Genomic DNA, 24,985 nt, shown 5'->3' on the forward strand with positions numbered 1-24,985 from the left:
ATCCCGCGCCATTCCGATCCGATCCAGGAGATCGCGGTGCCGCGACCCGCACCGAACCGTCTCCTCCCTCTGGACGGCGCGGCGCGGCTCTGCGATGGTCCGGACGGGTGCGCGAGGAGAATTCGATGCTGAAGTCCGTTCGGTGGCTTCCGGCCGCCTTGATTCTGGCCCCGCTCGTGCCCCATGCGGCCCCGGCCGCCGCCCAGACCACGCCGCCGACCGCGACCCAGTCGCAGAATCCGCTGCTCGATGCCGCCCGCGCGGCCTTCGATGCGCTGCCGCTCGACGACCGCAAGGCGATCCAGAACGATCTCGTCTGGGCCTCGACCTATAATGGCACGCTCGATGGCCAGTTCGGCAAGGGCAGCTTCGATGCGATCGTCAGCTTCGAACTGAAGAACAAGCTCAAGGCCGACGGCATCCTCGACTCGCGCGAACGCGGCGCTCTGGCGGCGGAGGCCGAGAAGCTGCGCGGCATGTCCGGCTACGCGGTCGTCACCGACCCGAAGACGGGCTTACGCATCGGCCTGCCGGTCAAGGCTTTCGAGACCTCCGGCCCGCGCGGCCGCGGCACGGCCTGGACCCGCAAGGACAACCGCATCTCGGTCGCCACCGAGGCCTATCGGCCCGGCGAGGCCGACCTGCAGGCGATGTTCGACCAGTTGAAGGCCGAGCAGGCCGGCCGCAAGGTCACCTATGCGATCTGGCGGCAGACCTGGTTCGTGGTCGCCGGCGAGACGCAGACGCACAAGTTCTATACCCGCTACGCCACCGGCCCGGCGGGCGTCGTCGGCTACACCTATGGCTTCGAGAAATCGACCCCGGACGGCGACCGGATCGCCGTCGTGCTGTCGAACTCGTTCGATCCCTTCCCGGGCATCCCGGCGGGAGCCGCCGTGCCCTCTGCCGCGGTGACCACCACGCCGCCGGCGGCCGCAACGACGACCGTCGCGGCCGTGCCCGCCGCCACGAAGCCGGCCGCTTCGACCGCCCCGCCGCCGCCGGCCGCTCCCCCGGCCGTCGCCGAGAAGCCGGCCATGCTGGCGGCGAGCGGCCTGGTGGTCGCGCAGAACCGGGTCGTCACGGTCTCGGCGGCGCTGGACGCCTGCCGCGCCCCGAGCCTGCGCGGCAAGCCGGCCCGCATCGTCGCCACCGACGCGGCCGGCGGTCTGGCTCTGCTGGAAGGCGAAACCGGACCCGCCAACCCGGTCGCCTTGCGCGGCCGGCCGGTCCCGGCCGGCGAGGCCCTGATCGTGCTCGGCCAGGGCGAGCGCTCCGGCCAGGGCCTGATGGTCGGACCGGGCGAGGCGGTGGCAACGCCCGAGGGCTCGAAGGCCGGCCAGCGCGTGCTGACGCCGCTACAGCCGGGTGGCCTCGGCGCCACGGTCACCGACCGGTCGGGCGTCGTGGTCGGCCTCGTTGCCGGCCTCGCCAGCGAACCGCGACGGATCGCCGGCGTGGCCCCCGAGGCGCCGTGGTCGGTCGCCGGCAGCGGCGCGCTCGCCGCCTTCCTGGCCGGACAGGGCATCGCAGTCGCGACGGCTCCGGAGACGTCCGCCGCGCGCAGCGCCGGCCAGATCGCGACCGCCCTCAAGGGCGCCGTGGTGCAGATCGGCTGCGGCCGCTAGAGCATCCTGCGATCGGGTGGAACCACCCGATCGAAGATAATATGCTCTCGATTCAATTAGATAGAGCGCCTTGTCCGCGTCCTTTGGGACGCGGGCCTCTCTAGTGGATCATCCGATCTGAATGGATCGGTTGGTCCTCTGCATGCTTTTGTTTGCGCAAGCGTTTCCGATCGGAGCGAGCCGCCCCGATCGGACCCCGGGCGAACGGATCCCGGCGGGTTCGGAATGCCGCGTGGCGAAGGTCCCCGCCGCGCACAGTGCCGCCCCGCGCCTGTCGCAGAGCTCGTCCCGGGAGCACACGGAATCGTCATGGCTCGCCGGCGGCGGGCGTCTGGCAGGCGCGGTCCGGACATGCCATGAGAGGCGATCCCTCCTGAGGCTTCCCCAACATGGCCCTGCGCATTCGGACCGTCCCGTTGATCGTGGCGTCCGCCCTGTTCATGGAACATCTCGATTCGACCATCATCGCCACCGCCCTGCCGGTGATGGCGGACGATCTGGGCGTTCCCACCATCGCCCTCAATCTGGCGATCACCGCCTATCTGATCAGCATGGCGGTGTTCATCCCCGCCTCCGGCTGGATGGCCGACCGCTTCGGCGCCCGCCGGGTCTTCGTTTCGGCGATCGGCGTCTTCATGGCCGGGTCGGTTCTGTGCGGCCTGGCGCCGTCCATGACGGTCCTGATCCTCGGCCGGCTGCTGCAGGGGCTCGGCGGCGCCATGATGGTGCCTGTCGGACGGCTGGTCATGCTGCGCACCGTGCCCAAGGACGATCTGGTCGCCGCCATGGCGTGGCTGACCGTACCGGCGCTGATCGGCCCGGTGATTGGTCCGCCCCTCGGCGGCCTGATCGCCACCTATGCGTCCTGGCGCTGGATTTTCTGGATCAACGTGCCGATCGGCTTCGCCGGCATCGCGCTGGCGCTCGCCTTCCTGCCGGCGATCCGGGAGGAGGAACGGACCCCGTTCGACACCACGGGATTCCTCCTCTCGGCGGTCGGGCTGGCCACCGGCGTGTTCGCCTTCGAAACCCTCGGCCGCGATATCGTGCCGCTGCCGGTTTCCCTGGGCCTGGCCGGCGCCGCCGGCCTGATCCTGTGGGCCTATGTGCGTCGCGCCCGCGGCATCGCCCAGCCGATCATCGATGTCGGCCTTCTGCGCATCCCGACCTTTCGCATCGCGGTCACGGGCGGCTCGCTGTTCCGGATCGGCATCGGAGCCCTGCCATTCCTGCTGCCGCTTCAGATCCAGATCGGCTTCGGCCATTCGGCGCTCGAATCCGGCCTGACCACCTTCATCGCCGCCGCCGCCGCGATGATGATGAAATTCGCCGCCGCGACGATCATCGGGCGTTTCGGCTTCCGCTCGACCCTGATCGTCAATTCCGCTCTCGGCGGCCTGATGACCGCCAGCATCGCCCTGATCGGGGTCGGCACGCCGCTCGGACTGATGATGGTGCTGCTGTTCGTCGGCGGCTTCTTCCGCTCGCTCAACTTCACCGCCATCAACGCCATCGCCTATGCGGATATCGAGCCGCACCAGATGAGCCGGGCGACCTCGCTGACCAGCATGGCCCAGCAGATCTCGCTCTCCGCGGGCGTCGCCGTCGCAGCCATGATTCTCCACATGGTGACCGCCGCCGGCGCGGAACCGGATGCCGGGCGCATCTCCCTGGCGCTGGCGGCGGTCGGTATCGCGTCCGGCCTGTCGGCGCTGATCTTCGCCCAGCTCCGGCCGGGTGCCGGCGCCTCGCTGCAGGGCGGGCGCCGGGCCGCGGCGGAGCCGGACGGACAGGCGTGACGCTGGCGGCTCCGGCGGCTCTGGCGGCTCCGGCGGCCAGGAAACCGCTGGCGCGGGCGGGCGACGTTACCTAAAAGTCAGCTTCCTGACGCAACCGCCGCCGGAGTCGACCTTGCCCGCCCGCCTCGAAGGGTTCCTCGCCGATCCGCGCCTGGAGCGCGCGATCCTCGTCCTGATCCTGATCAACGCCATTTCGCTCGGCCTGGAGACCAGCCCGACCGTGATGGATGCGATCGGCCCCGCGCTTTTGGCGCTGGATCGCGCGATCCTGGCCGTTTTCGTCGTCGAACTCGCGCTGCGCCTCGTCGTGCGTCGCCTGACCTTCTTTCGCGATCCCTGGAGCGTGTTCGACCTGGTGGTCGTGGCTGTCGCGGTCCTGCCGTCTTCGGGGCCCTTCTCGATCCTGCGCGCCCTGCGCATCCTGCGCGTGCTGCGGCTGATCACGGCAGTGCCGTCGCTGAAGCGGGTGGTCGGGGCGCTGCTCGGCGCGCTGCCCGGCATGGGCTCGATCGTGCTGCTCCTGGTGCTGATCTTCTATGTCGGCGCGGTCATGACCACCAAGATGTTCGGTGCCGACCACCAGGAAGCCTTCGGCACGCTCGGCGCCTCGCTCTACACCCTGTTCCAGATCATGACGCTGGACGGCTGGTCGAGCGAGGTGGTGCGGCCGATCATGGCGAGCCATCCGCTGTCCTGGCTGTTCTTCATCCCCTTCATCCTGGTCAGCGCCTTCATCGCGCTCAATCTCTTCATCGGCGTCGTCGTCAACGCCATGCAGAGCGAACATGATGCCGTCATGGCCGAAGCCGAGGCGGCGGCGCGCCGGGCGCGCGAGGACCCGATCCTGGCCGAACTGCGCGCGCTGCGTGCCCAGATCGACGCGCTGGAGGCCCGCCTCGGTCCGTCGCCGCACTGACGGCCGCCAGCCGACGCGGAACCTAGTCCGCCGGCGCCATGCCGCGTCGGCCGAAGTCCGACGCGGTCAGCCGAACAGGAAGCCCGGATGCGGGGCGGCGAGCAGATGCTCGTTCACGTAGCGGTTCTCGTCGGCGAAGATGCGCGCGGTGGCCTCGCGCAGGTCTTTGATGTCGGGAGCATATTTCGGGAAGATCTGCGGCGGCAGGACCCGCTTCATCTCCTTGATCAGGTCCTTGCGTTCAATCGCCGTGACCTGTTTCCGGGTGTGGCGATTGACGATCAGGGCGATCTGCATGGCCGGGTCGGACAGCGCGGGATTGAGTTCGTTCTCCTCCGGCTCCATGTCGGCGACGCTCGCCTCCGGCACCCGGCAGGCCTCGGCGATGAAGTTCCGATAATAGCCGCCGAAGCCGTCGCGGATGCGCTCGTAGGGCAGCACGGTCACCCGCTTGGCGCCGTATTCGGCGTTCAGCGCCTCGATATAGCGGCGCCAGGACATCAGCGAGAGGTCGACCTCCTTCGGCCACCATTCCTCGAACGGCAGGCCGATGCGGCCGTGCCGAACCAGATGCGCATAGCAGGACAGCAGGTAGCTGTCCTGGCGGCGCACGGTCAGTACGACCCGGAAGTCGTAGGCATCGAAGTTGCGCAGGATCTTGAAGGTCCGGCCGGCTTGCGACGCCCAGTCGCCGCCCTTGCGGCGCGGATGCAGCAGGTAGATCGAGAAGCCTTCCTCGCTGACCAGCATCCGGTCGGTGCCCGGCTGGGACCAGGTGCGCACGAAGTCGTCGACGGCCTTGCGCGAGACCCGGCGGCGGAAAAAGGACGGCGTCTCGTCGCGCAGGGCCTCGCCGAAATCCGAATTGCGCAGCTTGCCGGTCGGCACATAGGCGATGCCCTGCTGGGCCAGTCGCGACCGCGCCGGCTTCAAGGCATGCTGGAGCGAGGTCGTGGCCGTCTTCGGCGCACCGATATGGAAGATGATCTGCAAGGACAGTCCCCGCTCCTGAGCCCCGATCGCGCTTGGCCGGACCAGAACCGTTCAGGGCACAGCGGTGCGAGCCGTCGCCGCCGCCGGGGCCGACGGTCCGGCCGAGGTGGGCGGCAACAGGGTCTCGAGCGCGCAGGGCTCCCCGGTTCGCGGGTCGAAATAGCGGCTGCTCACGATCCACGCAACGTGGAAGACCTCTTCGGCCGTCCGGGCGCGACGCCGGAACGGCACCGCGCGCCGATCCGTGGTGAAGCCCCAGCCGGCATAGAAGGGCGTGCCGTGGCAGACCACCTCGGCGCCGCCGAGAGCCGCGATCAGGCCGACATCGGCGGTGACCACGTGGACCACGTCCCAGCCGGCGGGCAGTCCCGAGCGCTCCGGTGCCGCCAGCATGGTGACCTTGCGCGAGCCGGCGATCTCGGCGATCCGTTCCGGTGTGAGGATCGGCGCCGGCGGCAGGCTGCCGATCGCGGCGGGCGCCATGACGCCGATTTCAGCCGATGGGTCGGCCTCCAGGGCGACCTTCAACATGGTCGCGAAGCTGTCGACGGAGGCGCCGCCCAGGGCGACGGCGCGATCGTTCAGCGCCTGATCGACCACCAGGATGCGCCGCGCGCTGGTCCGGAGCGGCTCGGGACCGACGGACAGCCGCGGCAGCAGCGCCGCGACCCGATCCCGCTCGGCCGGACCGAGAGCCATCTCGCCGTTGAGACGGGCGACCAGACGCGATTCGCGCGTGGCATCGTAGTAGGAGGCGCGATCGTCGCAGATCAGCGAGGCGACGGCCTTCGGCGTCCCGGAGGCCACGAAACCGTGATCGACGAACAGTTCCGGGCGGCCGAGCAGGCGCCGCACCGACTGATAGTAGGGATCGACCGTCTGGAAGCGCTGGTCGATCCGCATGCCGTAGTCGGCGCCGGCCGCCTTGCGCATCTCCCTCGGCAGGCTCAGCGCCTTGAAGCCGAACAGCCGCCGCAGCGGCGGCGTCCAACGGGCCGGGAGCGCCTCGTTGGATAGGAGCGCGATCGCGCCGCTGGTGTGGCCTTCGACCAGTTCCTCCGGAATGCCGGGCCGCATGGCTTCGCGCCGCGGCAGAGCCGCGATCCGAACCATTTCGGCGCAGACGCGCGCCGCCGCGCCGCCGTCGAACGCGCCCGCCGCCAGTTCGCGCCGGGCCCAGCCCATACCCTGATCGGAGACCATCGGCTTGCCCTTGGCCAGCGCCTCGGCGAGCAGGCGTCGCAGCGTGTCCTTGTCGGGCGCCCGCGCGATGTCGAGCTTCTGCCAGATCTGCTCGAACTTGAAATACGGCATCGAGATGGACGGGCGGCCCATCAGGACGGCCTCGAACAGCATGGTCGAGTTGACCGAAAGCACCGCCGCGGCGTGGTAGAGCGCTTCTTCCGGCGACACCAGGAACTTGACCGGACCGTCGATGGCAAAATCGACCGAGGTTTCGATCTTGAGACGAGTCTTCTGGTCGATGATGGTGCGTTTCGCCGGCGGCTGGCGGATGATCACCTGCACGTCGAGTTCGCGCGCCACGTCGAGCAGGTCTTCGATCGCCTGCGACTGACGGTCGAGCGCGTAGTCCTGACTGTCGACCTGACTGTCGAGCGGCTGGCCGGCGAAGAGGACGATCGGCAGGGATGGATCGAGCGCGAAAATCGACGCATAGGCCTCGCGATCGAGCGTCGGCTGATAGCGGTGGAAGATGTCGAATTTCGGTGACCCGGTCACCAGAAGCCGGTCCGGACGATAGCCGCGCTCGAGAAAGATGCGCTGCTGCATCTGCCCCCAGGCGAGCACATGGTCGGTTGCCGGCATATTCGCACCGCTACGCGCCACGTAGTAGCGCTCCTCGTCGATGAAGACCGACTCGTGCGGAACCAGAATGGTCGGTATTTTCAGCACCCGGCAGCAATGTACGATTTCACGCATCACCGGATGCCAGTCGAACGAGACGACGAAGCCCGCAACCGAACCGGCAAGAGGCGCGAGTTTCCTCATCACGAGGCGGCGGTATTTCTCCGGATTGTCTTGCGCATAGACAAGGACATTGAGGCGTGCGCGAACGTCTTCGCTATCCCGGACGATGTCGAGCGGATGGAAACGAACGCCACCACCCCGCGCGATCTTCGTGACAAGAGCATCGCCATGTTCTGGTATCCATGGCATATACAAAAATACTGGCAGTTCACCCGCTTCCGGGCCGGGCCGGAGTTTTGAATCATACCAGTGCGGCAAGGTATCGTCGCCGTCGCGACCCACAACCCAACGTTTGATCCGGCGGATAAACTTGAATAGATCCATTGCCTCAGTCAATCGAAGCGTTGTTCGTTTACATTTCCCCGGGGCGCAACGCAGGTCGCACCGGACCTATTCAAGGCAAGGTCGTTATAGGACGGCCTCGGATGGATGCCAACCGAGAAAGCGGGCGGATTCAGGACCATGACCGGAAGGTACGGGATCCTGGCAGTCATCAGTCGAGGCGAACACGGACACTGGCCGTCGACCCGCGCGCGTCGATGACGGAGACCTGACTGTATCCCGCCCCGTCCGGCTGCCAGAAGGCCGTCCGGCGCGAATCAGCGGTCGTCACCGGCACGCCGTTGACCATCCAGACCAGCGGCGGCACGCCGCCGAGCGCCTTCAGGGCGAGCGGTCCGGCGACCTCGGGCCCGAACCGGGCAAGGCCGAGGTCGATCCGGGCGCCGTCCGGCGGAAACGAGATCGCCAGAGCCGCCTCGGTGGCCGCCGACACGGTCTTCGGGATATCCCGGCGCAGATGGCGCAGCGGCGGCGGCAGGGTCGTACTGGTCGCCACGAGGGTGTCCCGCGGCTGCGGAACCGTTTCCGGGGGCGTGCCGATGCGCGCATAGGCATCGAACAGGATCGGCGCGGCGACCAGGCGTCCGACCAGACCGACCACCGGCGCGCCGTCCGGTCGGCCGACCCAGACCGCGATGGTCCAGCGCTTGTCGAAGCCGACCGCCCAGGCATCCCGATAGCCGTAGGAGGTGCCCGTCTTGAAGGCGATCAGACCCTGCGTCCCGTTGGTCGGCGGCGGCGCCCCCTTCAGGATGTCGGCGACATACCAGGCCGAGACCGGGTCGACGAAGCGGTTGCGCTGTGTCTCCGGACCGGGCTCGTCGCGCCGCCAGGTCAGCGGAATGGTCTCGCCGCCGCGCGCGAAGGCCGTGTAGAGCCGCGCGGCGTCGACGAGGCGGATGCCGAGGCCGCCGAGACCGACGGCGAGACCGGGCGCGGCCTCGCGCGGCATCTCGATCTCGGCACCGGCCGATTTCAGCCGGGCGATCAACCGCGCCGGTCCGACCGCGCCGAGCAGTTCCACCGCCGGCACGTTGAGCGAATTCTGCAGGGCCCGGCGCGCCGTCACCGTGCCGTGGAAGGACTGGTCGAAATTCTCCGGTGCCCAGGCCCCGTAGCGGGCCGGCCGGTCCTCCAGCACGGTTTCCGGATGGGCGATGCCGTTTTCGAAGGCGAGCGCGTAGATGAACGGTTTCAGGGCCGAACCGGGCGAACGGAACGCGCGGGCAAGGTCGACCGAGCCGGCCCGTTCGGTCGCGAAATAGTCGGCGCCGCCAACATGGGCATGGACCTCGCCGGTGGCGTTGTCGACGACCACAATCGCCACCGAGACCTTCGGCCCGAGGCTCTGCACGCGCGCACTGGCCAGCGCCTCCAGGCTGGTCTGCAGGCGCGCGTCGATGGTGGTCCGGTGGACCCGCTCCTCGGGACGCTCGGCGACCAGCTGCTCGGAGAGATGCGGCGCATGCACCGGGAAGGGCTGGCGGCCGGTCGGCACCGGCTCCGCCTTCGCCCGGGCCACTTCCGCAGCGGTCAGCACGCCCTTGGCGAGCGCCCGGTCGAGCACCCGGTCGCGGGCGCGGCGGGCGAGATCCGGGCGGCGGTCGGGGCGGCGCAGTTCGGGCGACTGCGGCAGCGCGACCAGGAGCGCGGCCTCGGCATGGCTGAGGCGGCGCGGTTCCTTGCCGAAATAGGCGTAGCTCGCCGCCCGGATGCCCTCGATGTTGCCGCCCTCGGGCGCGAGCCGCAGATAGATCGCGAGGATCTGGTCCTTGCTGAAGCGCCGCTCCAGCTCGGACGCGCGCGCGATCTGGCGCAGCTTGGCGGCGACGTTGCGCTCGTCGCGCGGCTCGATCAGCCGGGCGACCTGCATGGTCAGCGTCGAGGCCCCGGAGACGACGCGGCCGGACGTGGCGAACTGGACCACGGCCCGCCCCATGGCGCGCCAGTCGACGCCGCCATGCTGGCGGAAGCGGTCGTCTTCGTAGGCGTAGAGCAGTTTCAGATAGTCCGCATCGACGTCCGAGGGGTCGAGGGGCAGGCGCCAGCGGCCGTCGACGGTCACGAAGGGGCGCAGCAGCCGGCCGTCGCGGTCGACCACGATGGTCGAGCGGTGTTCGGCGGCGGTGAGATCGAGCGGGCCGAGCCCGTCCATGAAGGCGCGCGCACCGGCGAGCGCGCCGCCGACCGCCGCGATGCCGACCATGCCGACACCGACCAGCAGGGCGGCGAAGCCTCTGAGCCGGCCGCGGGCCGGAGCCGCGGCATCGGTTCCCGCGGCGGGCCGGTCCCGGTCCGCGCGGCGAGACCTGGCCTGTCCATCGCCCTGAGGAAACACGGTTCTCATCATCCCTGGCTCGGTTCACAGATGCGAAAAGGCGATCGGCGATCGCGGGAAGGGAGGTGGCGGCCCAGACGGGCCCGCCGGCGCCGCGCTTGCGCGCTCCGCCGCCGCAGGAGCCGCCACCTCTTCCGACCCGCCTCAGCGGCGGCCCGGACATCGAGGCGGGCGCGCCGCCGGCCGAAGCCGGTGCCGCGCCCCTGCCCTCATTCAGCGCTTCGGCTGCACCTCGACGGTGCCGAAGCCGGTGCGACCGAACCGCTCGGGCCGGTACATGTCCTCCACCACCGCCGGCGGATGCATGTAGGTTCCGGGCGCCACGGCGCGCACGATGTAGGCAACGTGGAAGAAGGCCGACTGGCTCGCGGTCCGGTCGAAGGCCGCGACGAAGCGGTCGTCACGGTATTCCGTGTGGGTCGGCTCGACCGAGCTCTCCAGCCAGGAGAACTTGTCGGTGTCGCTGCCGTCGACCAGCTTCGGGTTGTCGATCTCGAAGCCGGCCGGCAGATGGTCGACCAGCAGCAGGTCGGCCGCCTGGGCCGAGGCCTCGGTGACCTTCAGTACAACCACCAGCCGGTCGGTCTGCCGCACCTTGGACGGATCCGCCTTGGTGCCGTCGAGCTTGTAGTAGGTCCGCTCGATCGCATAGCCGTTGGAGACGGCCGGCTCGGGCTGGATCGGATGGCCGGACGCCGTCACCACCAGCTGCGCCGGCGCCGACGAGGTATTGGCGACGGTGACCGGACCGTCGGTCAGGGCGAGCCCGCGGAACGACCGGTAGAGCGCTCCCTGATGCGCGGTGCCGTTGACCGACAGGGTCAGGCGCTCGGCATCCTTGAGCATGGCGTGGGCAGCGATCACCATCCAGGCATTCTCCTGGGTCGAGGTATAGGACTGCCGCGTGCGCACCTCATCGACCACCAGCGAGGCCCGCTGGAAGGTCGGCTGGCCGAAGCCGCTCTCGGCCATCATGGCCATGATGCCGGCACCGTCGCGCAGCGCGGAACCGTAGTCGTGGCGGTAGTTGCGCTCGGCCTTGATGGCGACGAGCCGGTCCATGGCCGAGAGGAAGATCGGCTGGGCGCGACCGCGGTCGCCGAGCATCGCCAGGGCCGCGCCGAGCTGGGCCCGGGACAGCGGCGTCTGGAACACGTCCAGCTTCTGATCGGCCAGATAGCGCAGGTCGCCGATCACCGGACGGCCGTTGCGGGCCAGGACATAGGCCGCATAGGCGATCTCCGGCGCGTTCTCGGCCGAGGGATCCTCCATGTTGGCGATGACGTTGCGCAGATGGTCGAGGGCCAGTTCGAAGGCCACCTTGGGCACCTCGAAGCCGCGCTCCCGCGCCCGGGTCAGGAAGTCGGTGACGAAGGCATCGAGCCAGACATTCTCGCCGCCGACCGACCAGAGACCGAACGTGCCGCTCGAGTCCTGGCGCGCCAGAACCTTGTCGACGGTGTCGCGGATGCGCTGGTCGATCTTCTCGTCGAGCGCCAGCTGCTCCTCGCGGGCGAGCTTATTGACGTAGAGGAGCGGCATGGCGCGGCTGACCAATTGCTCGGAGCAGCCGTAGGGGTAGCGGTCGAGCGCCTTGAGGAGCGCGGGCACGTCGAAGGCGCCGACCGGGGCGACCGACAGGGAGACGACGCCGGTGCCGGCGACGAAGTCGGAGACGAGGTCCGGACCGATCGTCACCGACCCGCCATTGGCGGCGAGCGGCTGCACGGTGCGGCGATAGACCGCCGGGACGCCGGGCTGCACCCTGAGGACCAGCTGCTGGTTCAGGTCGAGACCCTGGCCGGAGAACTTCACGTCGATCACCGCGGTGCCGACGCCGGCCGCCGTCACCGGAATGGTCAGTTCGCTGCGCCCGTTCTTCTTCAGGGCAATCGTCGAGCGCAGGCTGTCGGCCGGGATCACGACCGGGCCGTGGATGTCGACATCGACCGTATAGTCGCCGGCCGGCGCCTCGACATTGTCGATCGCCATGTGGAAGCGCGAGCGGTCGCCGAGCGTCAGGAAGCGCGGCAGCGTCGCCTGGACGACGACCGGATCGCGCACCACGACATCCGCCTGGGCATGGCCGACGCGGCCCTTGGACCAGGCGATGGCCGCGACCCGGACCGTGCCGTTGAAGGCCGGCAGGTCGAAGGTGACGGTGGCGGTGCCGTCGGCGCCGACCTTGACGACGCCCGAATAGCGGGCGAGCGGCAGGTCGCGCGGGACATCGGCGCCGCTCTCGGCGACCGAGTCGCCGCCGGAGCGGATCGTGCCGCGCACGCCCTGCATGCCGTCGATCAGGTAGCCGTAGAGATCGCGCAGCTCGACGCCGAGCTGGCGCTGGCCGAAATAGAACTTCTCCGGGTTCGGCGTCTCGTAGCGGGTCAGGTTGAGGATGCCGAGATCGACCGCGGAGACGACCACGTTGGCGGTTTCGCCCGGTGCCAGGCCGGCGAGCTTGACCGGGATGGTCAGCGGTCCGCGCGGACGCTGCAGCGCCTGCGTGCCGAGGCTGACGCCGATCGTGCGCCGGTCCTGGTCGATGCCGAACCAGGAGACGCCGATGGCACGGCCGGGCATGCGGTGGGCGGCGACATCGAGCGGGCGATGGGCGAAGCCGACCACATAGGCGCCCGCGCCCCATTCGGCCTTGACCGGGATGGAGACGGTGGTGCCCGCCTTCACGGCATCGACCACATGGGTGTCGACGACGCCGTCGGCCACGATCGCGATCGTCGCCTTGCCGTCGAAGCGCGGCGTGACGCGGACCTTCATCTCGTCGCCGGCGCGATAGGCCGACTTGTCGAGCTTCACGTCGAGCACGTCCGGCGTGTCGGGCTTGTCCGAGCCGCCCCAGCCGACCGAGAAGGAAACCGAGGTGTGGGCGCCGGTGTCGTCGGTCAGGTCGAGGCGGTAGGTGCCCCAGTCGACCGGAACGGCGAGGCGTGCCGGCTCGGCCGCGGCGATGTCGGTGCGGCCGTTGGAGACGCGCGAGGTCGAGGTCACGGCCTCGTAGTCCCAGCGGCCTTCGCTGTTGTACCACTGGTAGCGCTTGTGGACGCGGGACAGTTCCCAGGCCACGCCCTTGCGGGCGCGCCGCTCGCCGTCCGGCGATGCATAGGCGATCTCGAATTCGGCGACCGAACCTTCGTTGAGGGCGCTGTCCTCGAAGCGCTTGCGCACCGCGAGCACATTGCCCTCCGGCAGGATCGGCAGCGTCACCGAGCGGGTCACGGCCCGACCGCCGGATTCGTTGACGCGCAGCGTGACCTTAGCCTCGACCGGCCGGCTGGTCTTGTAGCGCGGCATCGGCACGGTGACGTCGGCCTTGCCGTTCTCGTCGGTGGTTGCCGGATCCTGCAGGTCCTGGGTGACCGCCTCGAAGCTCTCGTCGTCGAGGCCGATGACCCAACCCTCGAGCCCGGGCACGGTGGTCTTCTTGGCGAGATCGACGGAGATCTCTCCGCTGACCTCCAGATCGGCACCGGCCGCTCCATAGAGCTGGCGGGCCTCCACCGCGATCCGGGCCGGTTCGCCGGCGCGCAGACGCTCGGCGGCGGGCGTCAGCTTGAGCTCGATGCGCTCGGCGACATAGTCTTCGACCAGGAAGGTGACCTCGCCGATCGGCGGGCGCTTCGGATCGGCGAAGGCCTCCAGCCGCCAGGTGCCGGTCGGCAGCCCCGAGTTCAGCGTCAGCGACAGGGAACGGCCGCCCTCGCCCTGGTCGTCGACCACCACACGGCGATACTCGACGCCGTCGGGGCGCTTGGCGACGATGGTCAGCGGCACGCCGGCGGCGGCGGTGCCCTTGGTGTCGCGCAGCAGCGCGGTCAGGTGGACGGTCTCGCCGGAGCGGTAGACGCCGCGCTCGGTGAACAGGAAGGCGTCGAGCCCGGACGGCGCATCGCGGCCGCCGACGCCGCGGTCGGTCAGGTCGAAGGCCTGGCCGGTCAGGTCGAGAAAGCCGTAGTCGCCTTTGGCATCGGTCGCGACGACCAGGCCGGGTGCCGTACCGCCGGTGCCGCGGGTCAGGCCGGGCGCGAAGCCGGCGAGGCCCTTGGCGTCGGTCTTGGCGGTGCCGAGCACCTCGTTGTTCTTGGCGACCAGCTTGACGTCGACGCCCGCGAGCGGCTCGGCGGAGGCGAGCGAGCGCACCATCACGGTGGCGCCGGACTGGCCGGTCATGGCGGTCAGGCCGAGATCGGAAACCAGGAACCACTGCGTCGCGCGATTGTCGTATTCCTCGACCTTGGCGCCGGCCGCGACCGCCGACATCACATAGATGCCGGCCTCGAGCTTGCCGACGGCTTCCAGGACCGGGAAGGCGGTGACCACGTCCTTGTTGATGTCCATCGCGACATCGAGCGAGCCCTTCCAGACGCGCAGGCCCTTCTCGTCGGCGATCTTGTCGGTCTGATACTTGTCGAGCGCCTTGAGGAAGTTCTCGTCGCGCAGCGTCGGCACGATCGAACGGTCGCCGATCCGGAAGATTTCGATCTCGACCGACTTGGTGTTGACGGTGACGACCGGCAGACCCTCCTGGCCGGTGCGCGGCAGGACGTAGTTGCGCCCGGTGAAGCGCACCTGCGGGGCGCGGTCCTTGACGTAGGTGGTGTAGTCGACCGTCTTCAGAAGATCTTCGCCGGCGATCGCGGACGGCAGGCCGGCGCGGATGACGATGCCGTAGCGCTTGCCGTGTTCGAGCCCGTCGATGCAGATCTGGCGACCCGAGGCGGTGACGGCCGGATTGGCCATGCCGGTCACGGCGACATAGGGCGAATAGTCGGTGTTGCGCTGCAGCTCCTCGGTGAACTCGAAGCAGGCGCGCGGCTGGGCGGCGTTGTTGTCGACCGAGGCGGTGTCGAAGCGGAAGCCGTATTTGTCGCGCAGCGCCGTGTGCTGGGCGCGCACATTGGCGACTTCGACCAGCTTCAGGCTCTCCGCATAGGCGTTGATGGCGTAGCGCCAGTTCTCCTGTGCGGTCTCGGCCAGGCCCAGCGTCGCAAGCGCCGCGGCCTCGTCGGGCTTGGCGGCGGAGCGCTGGTAAGCCGCATAGGCCGCAGCGGCGGCATCGGCGCGGATCTGGTAGCGGTCGCTGTAGTTCGGCCGGGCAACCCGCGCGGCCGCGATGGCGTAACGGTTCCAGACCGACCAGTCCTTCGGATCCAGGATGACGGCGGCCGAGAAGGCTTCGAGCGCCTTGTCGTAGTCGCCCGCGGCCAGCGCGGCGTCGCCGTCCTTCCTGGCCTTGTCGAGACTGGTTCCGGCAGGCTTGGCGGTCTTCTTGAACTTGGCCTCGAGCCGGGTCGCGGCACTGGCCAAGTCTTCCCGCTGGAGGGACTTCTCGGCGGCTGCCGGCGACAGGGCGAGAAGGACGAGCGCGAAGGCGGCGATTGCGGCGCGCAGAATGGACGACATGGCGCATCTCCCGTGAATGCCGACTTAGTAGGCCCGGATTGTTTCCCCAGGATTGCGTCGGCGGGCCGCCCGGGCAGGCTCCGCAAAGGCCCGCAATGCAAGGCGGATCTGTGTCGTCGCAGACTGGCGGGGCGGGGTTTGGAAGGCTAGATTGGCCGCAAGGCTCCGCCACCGAAATCAGCCCACGAGGATTCCATGACCGAGATGAAAGCGCCGGCCAAGTTCGGCCTGGGGGCCTCCGCCCAGCGCATCGAGGATCCGCATTTCGTTACCGGCCGTGGCCGCTACACCTCCGACATCACCCCGGCCGGCACGCTCTACGGCTATGTCCTGCGCGCCCAGATGGCGCATGCCCGCTTCACGCTGTCGGGCGTGGACGATGCCCGCGAGGCGCCCGGCGTGCATCTCGTCCTGACCGGCGAGGATGTCGAAGACCTCGGCCACATCCCCTGCCGCGGGCTGGTCCGCCAGGTCGACGGCAAGTTCCCGTGGGTGCCGCCGCGGCCGGTGCTCAATCTGACGACGGTGCGCCATGTCGGCGACCCGATCGCCTTCGTAGTCGCCGACACGGTCGAGGCGGCCCGCAGCGCCGCCGAGGCGATCGATGTCGACTATGTGCCGCTCGAGGTCGCCGTCGAGACCCGCACCGCGCTCGATCCGGCGACGCCGGTGGTCTGGCCCGAGAAGGGCACCAATCTGGCCTTCGACTATTTACTCGGCGACCAGGACAAGACCGACGCCGCCTTCGCGGCCGCCGCCCGGACCGTGAAGCTTGAGGTGGTCAACAACCGCCTGGTGGTCAACTACATGGAGACCCGGGCGGCGATCGGCGAATACGACGCCGACACCGACCGCTACACCCTGATCGCCGGCACCCAGGGCGGCCACGGCATGCGCGATGCGCTCGCCCGGCCGGTGCTGAAGATCGCCCCGTCGCAGCTGCGCGTGATCACCCCCGACGTGGGCGGCGGCTTCGGCATCAAGACCTTCGTGTTCAGCGAGTATCCGCTGGTGCTGGTCGCCGCCAAGCGGCTCGGCCGCCCGGTCAAGTGGGTCGGCGACCGGACCGAGCATTTCATCGGCGACGCGCAGGGCCGCGACAACATCACGACCGGCGAACTGGCGCTCGACGCGGATGGCCGCATCATCGGCTACCGGGTCGACCTGACCGCCAATATGGGCGCCTATCTCAACCAGTACGGCCCCTTCATCCCCTGGGTCGGCGTGACCATGTCGACCGGGCTCTACGACATCCCGGCCCTCGCCGTGTCGGTCAGGGGCGTCTACACCAACACCCTGCCGGTTGATGCCTATCGGGGCGCCGGCCGCCCGGAGGCCGCCTACCTGATCGAACGGCTGATGGATGTCGCCGCGCACGATCTGGGGCTCACGCCGGAGGAATTCCGGCGGCGCAACTTCGTCGCCGCCCTGCCCTACACCACCGCCACCGGCCGCAGCTACGATACCGGCGACTTCGCCGGCCATATGGACGCCGGACTCGCGGCTGCGGACTATGCGGGCTTCCCGGCCCGCCTCGCCGCCTCGAAGGCGGCCGGCAAGATCCGCGGCATCGGCTTCGCCACCTATATCGAGGCCTGCGCCTTCCCGGGCAGCGAGGAGGCCAATGTCGTCCTCAATCCGGACGGCGGCGTCACGCTGTTCATCGGCACCCAGACCAACGGCCAGGGCCACGCCACCGCCTATGGTCAGATCATCGCCGGCTATCTCGGCATCGACATCGCTAAGGTGAAGACCGTGCAGGGCGATACCGACCTCGTCGCCAATGGCGGCGGCACCGGCGGCTCGCGCTCGATCCCGCTCGGCGCGGCCTCGGTCGACATCGCCGCCAAGGTGCTGGTCGAGAAGATCAAGGAACTGGCGGCGACCGAGCTGGAGACTTCGGCGGGCGACCTCGAACTGGTCGACGGCGCGGTCCGCATCGTCGGCACCGACCGCTCGATCTCGCTCGCCGACGTGGCCCGCGCCGCGCCCGACGAGGACAGCCGCAAGGGCTACGGCAGGTTCGTCCAGGACGAATGCACCTATCCCAACGGCACCCATGTCTGCGAGGTCGAGATCGACCCGGAGACCGGCAAGACGGACGTGCTCGGCTACACGATCGTCGACGATTTCGGCGTCACCGTGAACCCGCTCCTGCTCGCCGGCCAGGTCCATGGCGGCGTCGTGCAGGGGCTCGGCCAGGCTCTGATCGAGAACACGGTCTACGACGAATCCGGCCAGCTGCTGACCGCCTCGTTCATGGACTACGGCATGCCGCGCGCCGACGACGTGCCCTCGATCGCCTTCCAGACCCGCAACATCCCGTCGACCACCAACATGCTCGGCATCAAGGGCGCCGGCGAGGCCGGCACGATCGGCGCCACGCCGGCGGTGGCCAATGCGGTCAACGACGCCCTCTGGCGCGCCTACGGCATCCGCCATGTCGACATGCCACTGACGCCGCTCAAGGTCTGGGAGGCGATCCGCGCCGCCGGCTGAGCCGGCGGGGTTCGATCGAAACCGGCGGGTCCCGCCGGGCTCCGCTCGCATCCGGTCGACCGGACGAACGGACAATCTGCCGATCTGCACGGGGGCCGCGGCGAACGCGGCCTTCGTCCTATCCGGGGTCCGGGCGACCGCAGGCGCCACGCCATTGCCGCCGTCATGGCCGTCCGGAGCACGCGCCTATCGCGCCGGCCGCCGATTCGGGAACGGAACATGCGTCACGGCGGGATGCGGCCATGTCCGCAGGGCACTCGCGCCGGCTGCGAATTTGTCGCACAATCCGCAGTGCCACGGATGCAGCGCCTGCGCCGTCCGACCTCGCCTGCCCCCACGGCCTCAGCGCCCCGAACGAGAAGACCGGTCGAGACCGGCCCGGATGTGCCCGCCCGATGAACCCGCTCCTTGGAATCACGTTCAAGCTCGTCTCGACGCTGGTCTTCGCCGGCATGCTGATCTCGATCAAGCTGGTCGCGGACCGCGTGCCGCCGGGCGAGATCGTGTTTTTCCGCTCCTTCTTCGCGCTGATCCCGGTCCTGATCTACCTGCGCTTCCAGGGACCGCTGGGTCCGCTCCTGTTCACCGAGCGGCCGGTCGGCCACATGGTCCGCTCGCTCTACGGCGTCACCTCAATGTTCCTGTGGTTCGGAGCCCTGCAGCTGCTGCCGGTCGCCGACGCGCTGGCGATCAGCTACGGCGCGCCGCTGCTGACGGTCGCGCTGGCCGCGGTCCTGCTCGGCGAACAGGTGCGCATCTACCGCTGGACCGCCGTGGTGGTCGGCTTCGGCGGCGTGCTGGTCATGCTGGCGCCCCATCTCGGCGACCTCAGCCACATCTTCAGCGACGGTGCCGCCTTCGGCGCCATGCTGGCGCTGATCTCGACCGTGTTCACCGCCCTCGCCGGCACCCAGGTGCGCCGCCTGACCATGACCGAGAAGACCGGCGCGATCGTGATCTACTTTTCCCTCGGCTGCACGCTGTTCTCCTTCGCGACGATTCCGTTCGGCTGGGTCCGGCCATCCGCCTTCGATCTGGCCTGCCTGATCGCATCGGGGCTGTTCGGCGGCATCGGGCAGCTCCTGATGACGCAGAGCTACCGCTATGCGCATGCCTCGCTGGTCGCGCCGCTCGAATATTCCTCCATGCTGTGGGCCGTGATCTACGGCGCCTGGCTGTTCGGCGAGGTCCCCGGGATCAGCGTCGTGATCGGCTCGGTCATCGTGATCGGCGCGGGCGTGTTCATCGTACTGCGCGAGAGGGCGCTCGGCCGCTCGCCGGAGGAGATCCGCAAGCCCGGCCTGCCGGGCGGCGCCTGAGCGCGCATCCGCGACCCGACCGTCATCGCCCTGTCGTCGCGGTCTGCTTCGCCGGACTGCCCCGCCCGTCCGCGGAGTGCTAAACCGGAGGCGCGATTCGATGCCGGAGGATACGGCCGCCGTGGCCATGACCATCCCGCCACCCGCCAACGACCGGGCCCCGGCCCGCATCGGTCCGGGTGCCCTGGTGCTCGTCGTCGGGCCGTCGGGTGCCGGCAAGGACACGCTGATCGCCGGCGCGCGCGCGCTGCTCGCCGGCGACGAGCGCGTCGTCTTTCCGCGCCGGATCGTGACCCGGCCGCCCGATGCGACCGAGGACAACGACACGCTCGACGAGGCCGAATTCGACATCCTGGTCCGGCTCGACCGCGCCGCCCTGTGGTGGCGCGCCCATGGCCTGGGCTATGCGCTGCCGCGGTCCATCGACGAGGCGATCGGAGAAGGCCGCGTCGTGGTCGCCAATGTCTCGCGCCGCGTGGTCGCCGACGCGCTCGCCCGCTATGCCCGGGTGACGGTGGTCTTCGTCACCGCGCCGCCCGAGGTGCTGGCCGCTCGGATCGCCGCGCGCGGCCGGGAAAGCGGCGCCGCGATCGCGGAGCGCCTGGCCCGATCGAGCGAGGCGCTGCCGGCGGTGCCGTCACTGGTGGTGATCCAGAATGTCGGCGATCCGGACGACGGCGCGCAGCGGCTGGCCGACGTGATCGGCGACCTCGCGACCGCGACGCGCTGACCGCGCGCCCGGAGCCGGACCCGTTCAGAGCACGAGATTGAACAGGTCGATGCCCAGCCGGGCATTGATGGCGCGAAACAGCACTTGCGCCCGCTCCAGCACCTCCGGCGGGATCTCCTCCGGCCAGCGCGTCTGCCAGACATAGGCGACCCGGCGCGCGACATCGGCCCGCCAGCCGTCGGGCAACTGGATCTGCTGGCGGGTCGCCGCCGCGACGATCTGGTCGACCAGGGCGCCCTGGCGCCGGTCGGCATCTTCGAGCACGAAGTCCTGGCCGAGCAGTTCGGCGACCATCGGCACGATTACGCCTTCGCCGAAGACATCCTCGATATCGACATGCGTCGCCCCGATCGCCTCGGAGACGGTCAGCACGCCGCTGCCGGCATGCTGGAGCAAGGCGGACGCGTTGAGCGGGATCCGCCGCCGGGCGCCCTCGCCGTCGTCGAGCAGCACCAGCGTCTGGGTCTCGGCCGTGGAGAAAAGCGCCGAGATCGGCGCCATCAGGCGCGTACCGCCGCAGGCCGTGACCTGGACATCCTCGGGGATCGCGTCGAAACCGGCCGCGCGGCACAGCACGGCGAGAATTTGCAGATAGATGTGGTGGCCGATGTCTTCGACCAGCACATTCTTGGGCGCCCTGAACAGAGCCTGCATGACATTGTAGCCGGCGGCGGCCTGCAGCGCGAAGGTCGTTTCCCGGTCCGCCGGCCAGCCGTCGGACACCACCCGAGAATGCCCGGTCTCGTCTTCGAACACCGGCGACACGCGATGCAGGTTCTTCGGATCGATCAGGAACGGAGAATGGGTCGAGTACAGGAGCGTGTTGTTCTCCGAAAGCTTGTCGAAGAACGAGATCAACTTCTGCTGGGCGGTCGGATGCAGGTTGAGACCCGGCTCGTCGAGCAGGAGAACGGCGTTCTTGTGGCCCTCGTCGGATTCGAACAGGAACACCAGATAGAAGGAGAAGAACCACTGGAACCCTTTCGAACGGGACTCCAGTTCGATCTCGACGCCCGGGCGCTTGTCGTCGGACACCCAGATGCGGAAATAGTCGCCGTCGGCGTCGTAACGGATGCGGTAGCGCCGCTGGCCAAACCAGTCGGCGAAGCCGTCGGTGATGCTGAGCGAGGCCGAGTTCAGCTTCAGGGACCGCAGTTCCTTGCGCTCCTGGTCGCGCCGGATCATCTCGTCCGTGACCCGGTCGCCGCGATTGCGTGCCAGCGCCGCCTCGCCGCCGCCGAGTTCGGAGATCTCCTGCGGATTGAGGCCGACATGCTTGAACAGCGCATGGATGGTGCGGGTGCGCGGCTCGTTCGGATGCTTGGCGAAGTCCTCCAGGAAGCGCGGCAGATAGATGGCGCTTTCCAGGATGCCGTAATTCTCGAAATAGATGAACACCGGCAGTTCGGCGATGATGGCGGCTTCCAACTGGCTCTGCACGGGCCGGCTCGAGGCCTTGCCGAGAATATCGTCGATGCTGTTGATCAACTGGGAGACGATGTCGCTCGCCAGCGGGTTCATCTTCAGGTTGGCTTCCGCCCGGAGCTGATTCAGAATCGCAATACCCGGTTCCGACTTCAGATCCCGGATCGGAACCAAAATGTCCTTCTTGGCGACCGCCCAGGCCGACAATTCCGTCCGTAGCTGCTGCGTCTGCATCTCGCGATCGAAGGACGGCGTCACCAGCCGGCGCGCGGCCTTGGCGAAGGTATCGAGCGCCATGGCCAGTTCGGTCGTCGGAATCGGCTGGTCGGAGATCGAGGCCTGATAGCTGCACTTCATGGCGCCGTCGTAGTAGCGCGTGCAGATCACCAGCGTCGGCGGCGAGACGTTCAGGCGCTGCGACAGCTCCACCCGAAATGTCGGCGACAGCTCGAACTCGACCGCGCAGACCGGCCATTCGCCCGGCTTGCGGAAATCGCGCATGAAGCGCTCGCGCGGGAACTCGCGCTGCGGCCGGTACGGATCCTCGATGCCCGGATTGAACTTGTGCAGGGCTTTCAGAAGTGTGGTCTTGCCCGACTCGTTGCGGCCGACGAACGCAGCCACGCGATCGACCGGAATCCAGCCGCTGTCGTCAATATTCCTGAAGTTGGTAACGCGAAACCGCTTTAAAACAAGCCTGCCCATCGAGCGAACGTCCTTCGTGTCGGTCGGACCGACCTTAGCCCGCGCGGGCGGAAGTCACCGTCCTGGTCTTCGCGGCGCCCTCCGGCGCGGCGATCGGCAGGACAGTCGGCGACAGCAGCCCAACCGGCCCCGCCGACCGAGGCTACGCCATCTCCGCCGCAGCGACTTGGCCTGCCGCGGCATCTCTACGGAACGCCGCTCTTTTCGTCAAACCCGGGAGCGTCCCGATATGTCAGCGGCATCGAGGATAGCCATCATTTTCTCGTCTTCGACCGGCTCGAACTCGGCATAGCCCTGGCCGACGGCGGAAAACTCAGCGGGCTCGGCGAGAATCGCCAGCCGATCGACCAGGGGGCGAAGGGCCGCGGCGGCCTCCGGCGCCGCGATCGGTGCGGCCAGCACGACGCGCGTCGCACCGGACTGCGCCAGCGCGCTCAGCGCCGCCCGCACGGTGGCACCGGTCGCGATGCCGTCGTCGACCAGAATGACCGTCCGGCCGGCCAGATCGACGGCCGCCCTTCCGCTCGAATAGCGCGCGTGGCGGTCCCTGAGCTCATCGACCTTGGCCGCGCGCAAGGCCGCGAAGGCCGCCTCGTCAACGCCGAGCGCCGCGATCAGCGGCTCGTTGCGGGCCGTGACGACCGAACCCGATCCCGCGGCCTCCGCCACGGCGCCGATGGCCAGTTCCGGATTGCCGGGTGCCCCGATCTTGCGCACGAGGACGAGACCGAGCGGCGCCTTCAGGGACCGGGCGACCGGCGCCGCCACCGGCACGCCGCCCCTCGGCAGGGCCAGGACCACGGGCCGCCCCGCCGCCTCGTCGGCCAGGACCGCCGCCAGCCGCCGTCCGGCCTCACTCCGGTTCAGAAACATTTCGCCGGCCCTCTCCTGTCGCGGCGCCGCGCTTGCACCGTCGGCACGCCGATCATGCCGTATTTCCGGGCCGGTCAGCATCCGGCCAATCCCGCAGGGCGCCGGGCGACGGAGCAAGCGCGGCGAGCCTGCCTCCGACGACTGCCCATCCATGAGGCAACCAACACACAGCAGACATGACACTGCATTCATTCTATGCATTTTATCAAATTTGCCTATTCATTAAGCACGCCAGGCAACCCGAACGGTACCGAATGCCGGAAGGAGCGGCCGGTTCGGCGGGAAACACTGCCGGAATCGGCCCACACGGCATTTGGCATCCCTCTTGCGAATGAGTGGCGCCCGGCGGTCCTGAACCGGCCGGCACTCTTCGCCCACGCGGTCCCCGGGATCGTCGTGGATAGCCAATAAGCGGAGTTTTGGGGGAACTTAACCCATGCAGTTCATGTCCTACGCGACGCGCCTCGCGGTCGTCGGCTCCATCGCCTTCGGCGCGACCTCTGCGGCGCTCTCCGCCCAGGAAACCATCAAGGTCGGCATCCTCCACTCGCTCTCGGGCACCATGGCGATTTCCGAGACGACGCTGAAGGATACGATGCTCTTCCTCATCGACGAGCAGAACAAGAAGGGCGGCGTTCTCGGCAAGAAGCTCGAGGCCGTCGTCGTCGACCCGGCGTCCAACTGGCCGCTCTTCGCCGAGAAGGCCCGCGAACTGATCACCAAGGACAAGGTCTCGGCCGTGTTCGGCTGCTGGACCTCGGTCAGCCGCAAGTCCGTGCTGCCGGTGTTCAAGGAACTGAACTCGATCCTCTTCTACCCCGTCCAGTATGAGGGTGAGGAATCCGAGCGCAACGTGTTCTACACCGGCGCCGCTCCGAACCAGCAGGCGATCCCCGCCGTCGACTATCTGATGTCGAAGGACGGCGGCGAAGTGAAGCGCTGGGTGCTGGCCGGCACCGACTACGTCTATCCGCGCACGACCAACAAGATCCTTGAGGCCTATCTCAAGTCGAAGGGCGTGGCCGAAGCGGACATCATGATCAACTACACGCCGTTCGGTCATTCCGACTGGCAGACGATCGTCTCCGACATCAAGAAGTTCGGCTCGGCCGGCAAGAAGACCGCCGTCGTGTCGACCATCAACGGCGACGCCAACGTGCCGTTCTACAAGGAACTCGGCAACCAGGGCATCAAGGCAACCGACATCCCGGTCGTGGCCTTCTCGGTCGGCGAGGAAGAACTGGCGGGTATCGACACCAAGCCGCTGCTCGGCCATCTCGCCGCCTGGAACTACTTCCAGTCGGTCAAGAACCCGGCCAACGAGGCGTTCATCGCCAAGTGGAAGGAATTCACCAAGAACCCGAAGCGCGTGACCAACGACCCGATGGAAGCCCATGTGATCGGCTTCGCCATGTGGGTCAAGGCGGTCGAGAAGGCCGGCACGGCCGATCCGGACAAGGTGATCGACGCCCTGCCGGGCATCGAAGCCCCGAACCTGACCGGCGGCATCTCCAAGATGCTCCCGAACCATCACATCACCAAGCCGGTCCTGATCGGCGAGATCAAGGCCGACGGCCAGTTCGACGTGGTGTGGCAGACCAAGGGCCTCGTCCCCGGCGACGCCTGGACCGACTTCCTGCCCGGCTCCAAGGACCTCGAGGCCGACTGGGTCACCCTCAAGTGCGGCAACTACAACACCGTCACCAAGAAGTGCGGCGCCTGATCGCTGCCGCGCACCCCGCGTGACCTGACCAACCGCGGGGAGGCTCGAAAGGCCTCCCCGCTCCGTCTCCGGCGCCATCCCTTCGCCCGGTCTCCGGGCCGAACGGACCGCCCAATCCGATCTCCCCTGCACGGCCGGATCAGGCCTGCGGCGCTTCGATAAATCGGTTCCGATCGGCTGATCCTTACCGCCGATCCCGCCCCGGCCGCGCCGCGATGCGGCCCCTGCGACGCATCCTTCGTCCACCGGCCCTAGGGGCCGATCGCCCCGGACCGCTCCAGACTG

General features: G+C 68.8%; 14 protein-coding genes. 8 read left to right on the plus strand and 6 right to left on the minus strand.

The genetic code is table 11. From position 1 onward, the window contains the following. The first annotated feature begins 125 nt into the window (after positions 1-125). The 3 genes from KL771_RS12260 to KL771_RS12270 all read left to right on the plus strand — a co-directional run bounded on the left by KL771_RS12260 (position 126) and on the right by KL771_RS12270 (position 4,343). Positions 126-1,628 carry a peptidoglycan-binding domain-containing protein gene (locus KL771_RS12260; RefSeq protein ID WP_261968837.1) on the plus strand — a complete coding sequence of 501 codons (1,503 nt, stop codon included), beginning with the start codon at positions 126-128 and terminating at the stop codon, positions 1,626-1,628. A gap of 389 nt (positions 1,629-2,017) precedes the next feature. Continuing rightward, on the plus strand, positions 2,018-3,427 hold the full coding sequence (locus KL771_RS12265; RefSeq protein ID WP_261968838.1) for an MFS transporter: 1,410 nt from the start codon (positions 2,018-2,020) through the stop codon (positions 3,425-3,427). Positions 3,428-3,539: 112 nt separating this feature from the next. Beyond that, positions 3,540-4,343, plus strand: a complete 804-nt coding sequence (locus KL771_RS12270; protein WP_261968839.1) for an ion transporter — start codon at positions 3,540-3,542, stop codon at positions 4,341-4,343. A gap of 66 nt (positions 4,344-4,409) precedes the next feature. Here KL771_RS12270 and KL771_RS12275 read toward each other — a convergent pair whose 3' ends face one another. Next, on the minus strand, positions 4,410-5,336 hold the full coding sequence (locus KL771_RS12275) for a hypothetical protein (protein WP_261968840.1): 927 nt from the start codon (positions 5,334-5,336) through the stop codon (positions 4,410-4,412). Positions 5,337-5,387: 51 nt separating this feature from the next. Beyond that, the gene (locus KL771_RS12280) at positions 5,388-7,277 is read right to left on the minus strand and encodes a capsular polysaccharide export protein, LipB/KpsS family (RefSeq protein ID WP_261968841.1); all 1,890 of its coding nucleotides are present in this window, start codon (positions 7,275-7,277) and stop codon (positions 5,388-5,390) included. Here KL771_RS12280 and KL771_RS12285 point away from each other — a divergent pair. Further along, the gene (locus KL771_RS12285; protein ID WP_261968842.1) at positions 7,260-7,565 is read left to right on the plus strand and encodes a hypothetical protein; all 306 of its coding nucleotides are present in this window, start codon (positions 7,260-7,262) and stop codon (positions 7,563-7,565) included. The two genes, KL771_RS12280 and KL771_RS12285, sit on opposite strands and share 18 nt — an antisense overlap. A 253-nt stretch (positions 7,566-7,818) precedes the next feature. Here the strand turns inward: KL771_RS12285 and pbpC are convergent, their stop codons facing one another. Then, on the minus strand, positions 7,819-10,017 hold the full coding sequence (gene pbpC, locus KL771_RS12290; protein WP_390866623.1) for a penicillin-binding protein 1C: 2,199 nt from the start codon (positions 10,015-10,017) through the stop codon (positions 7,819-7,821). Positions 10,018-10,218: 201 nt separating this feature from the next. Further along, complete coding sequence (locus KL771_RS12295) at positions 10,219-15,426, minus strand: alpha-2-macroglobulin family protein (protein WP_261968843.1); 5,208 nt, start codon at positions 15,424-15,426, stop codon at positions 10,219-10,221. Positions 15,427-15,621: 195 nt separating this feature from the next. On the opposite strand from KL771_RS12295, the gene KL771_RS12300 reads away from it, so the two are divergent. From KL771_RS12300 to phnN, 3 genes are all read left to right on the plus strand, one after another. Next, complete coding sequence (locus tag KL771_RS12300) at positions 15,622-17,925, plus strand: xanthine dehydrogenase family protein molybdopterin-binding subunit (RefSeq protein ID WP_261968844.1); 2,304 nt, start codon at positions 15,622-15,624, stop codon at positions 17,923-17,925. A 395-nt stretch (positions 17,926-18,320) separates the two neighbouring features. Next, complete coding sequence (locus tag KL771_RS12305) at positions 18,321-19,244, plus strand: DMT family transporter (protein WP_261968845.1); 924 nt, start codon at positions 18,321-18,323, stop codon at positions 19,242-19,244. A 127-nt stretch (positions 19,245-19,371) separates the two neighbouring features. After that, entirely contained in the window at positions 19,372-19,974 is a 603-nt protein-coding gene (gene phnN / locus KL771_RS12310; RefSeq protein WP_261968932.1) for a phosphonate metabolism protein/1,5-bisphosphokinase (PRPP-forming) PhnN, read from the plus strand. A 24-nt stretch (positions 19,975-19,998) separates the two neighbouring features. Here the strand turns inward: phnN and KL771_RS12315 are convergent, their stop codons facing one another. Together KL771_RS12315 and KL771_RS12320 are read right to left on the minus strand one after the other, a co-directional pair. Next, positions 19,999-22,023 carry an ATP-dependent nuclease gene (locus tag KL771_RS12315; RefSeq protein ID WP_261968846.1) on the minus strand — a complete coding sequence of 675 codons (2,025 nt, stop codon included), beginning with the start codon at positions 22,021-22,023 and terminating at the stop codon, positions 19,999-20,001. 288 nt (positions 22,024-22,311) lie between these two features. Next, a complete protein-coding gene (locus tag KL771_RS12320) occupies positions 22,312-22,977 on the minus strand; it encodes a phosphoribosyltransferase (protein ID WP_261968847.1) in 666 nt (221 codons plus the stop codon). Positions 22,978-23,413: 436 nt separating this feature from the next. Between KL771_RS12320 and urtA the strand changes: the two genes are divergently transcribed. Beyond that, a complete protein-coding gene (gene urtA / locus KL771_RS12325) occupies positions 23,414-24,700 on the plus strand; it encodes an urea ABC transporter substrate-binding protein (RefSeq protein ID WP_261968848.1) in 1,287 nt (428 codons plus the stop codon). Positions 24,701-24,985: the final 285 nt, after the last annotated feature.

It is taken from the genome of Prosthecodimorpha staleyi, from assembly GCF_018729455.1.
In the GTDB taxonomy this organism is placed as follows: Bacteria; Pseudomonadota; Alphaproteobacteria; order Rhizobiales; family Ancalomicrobiaceae; genus Prosthecodimorpha; species Prosthecodimorpha staleyi.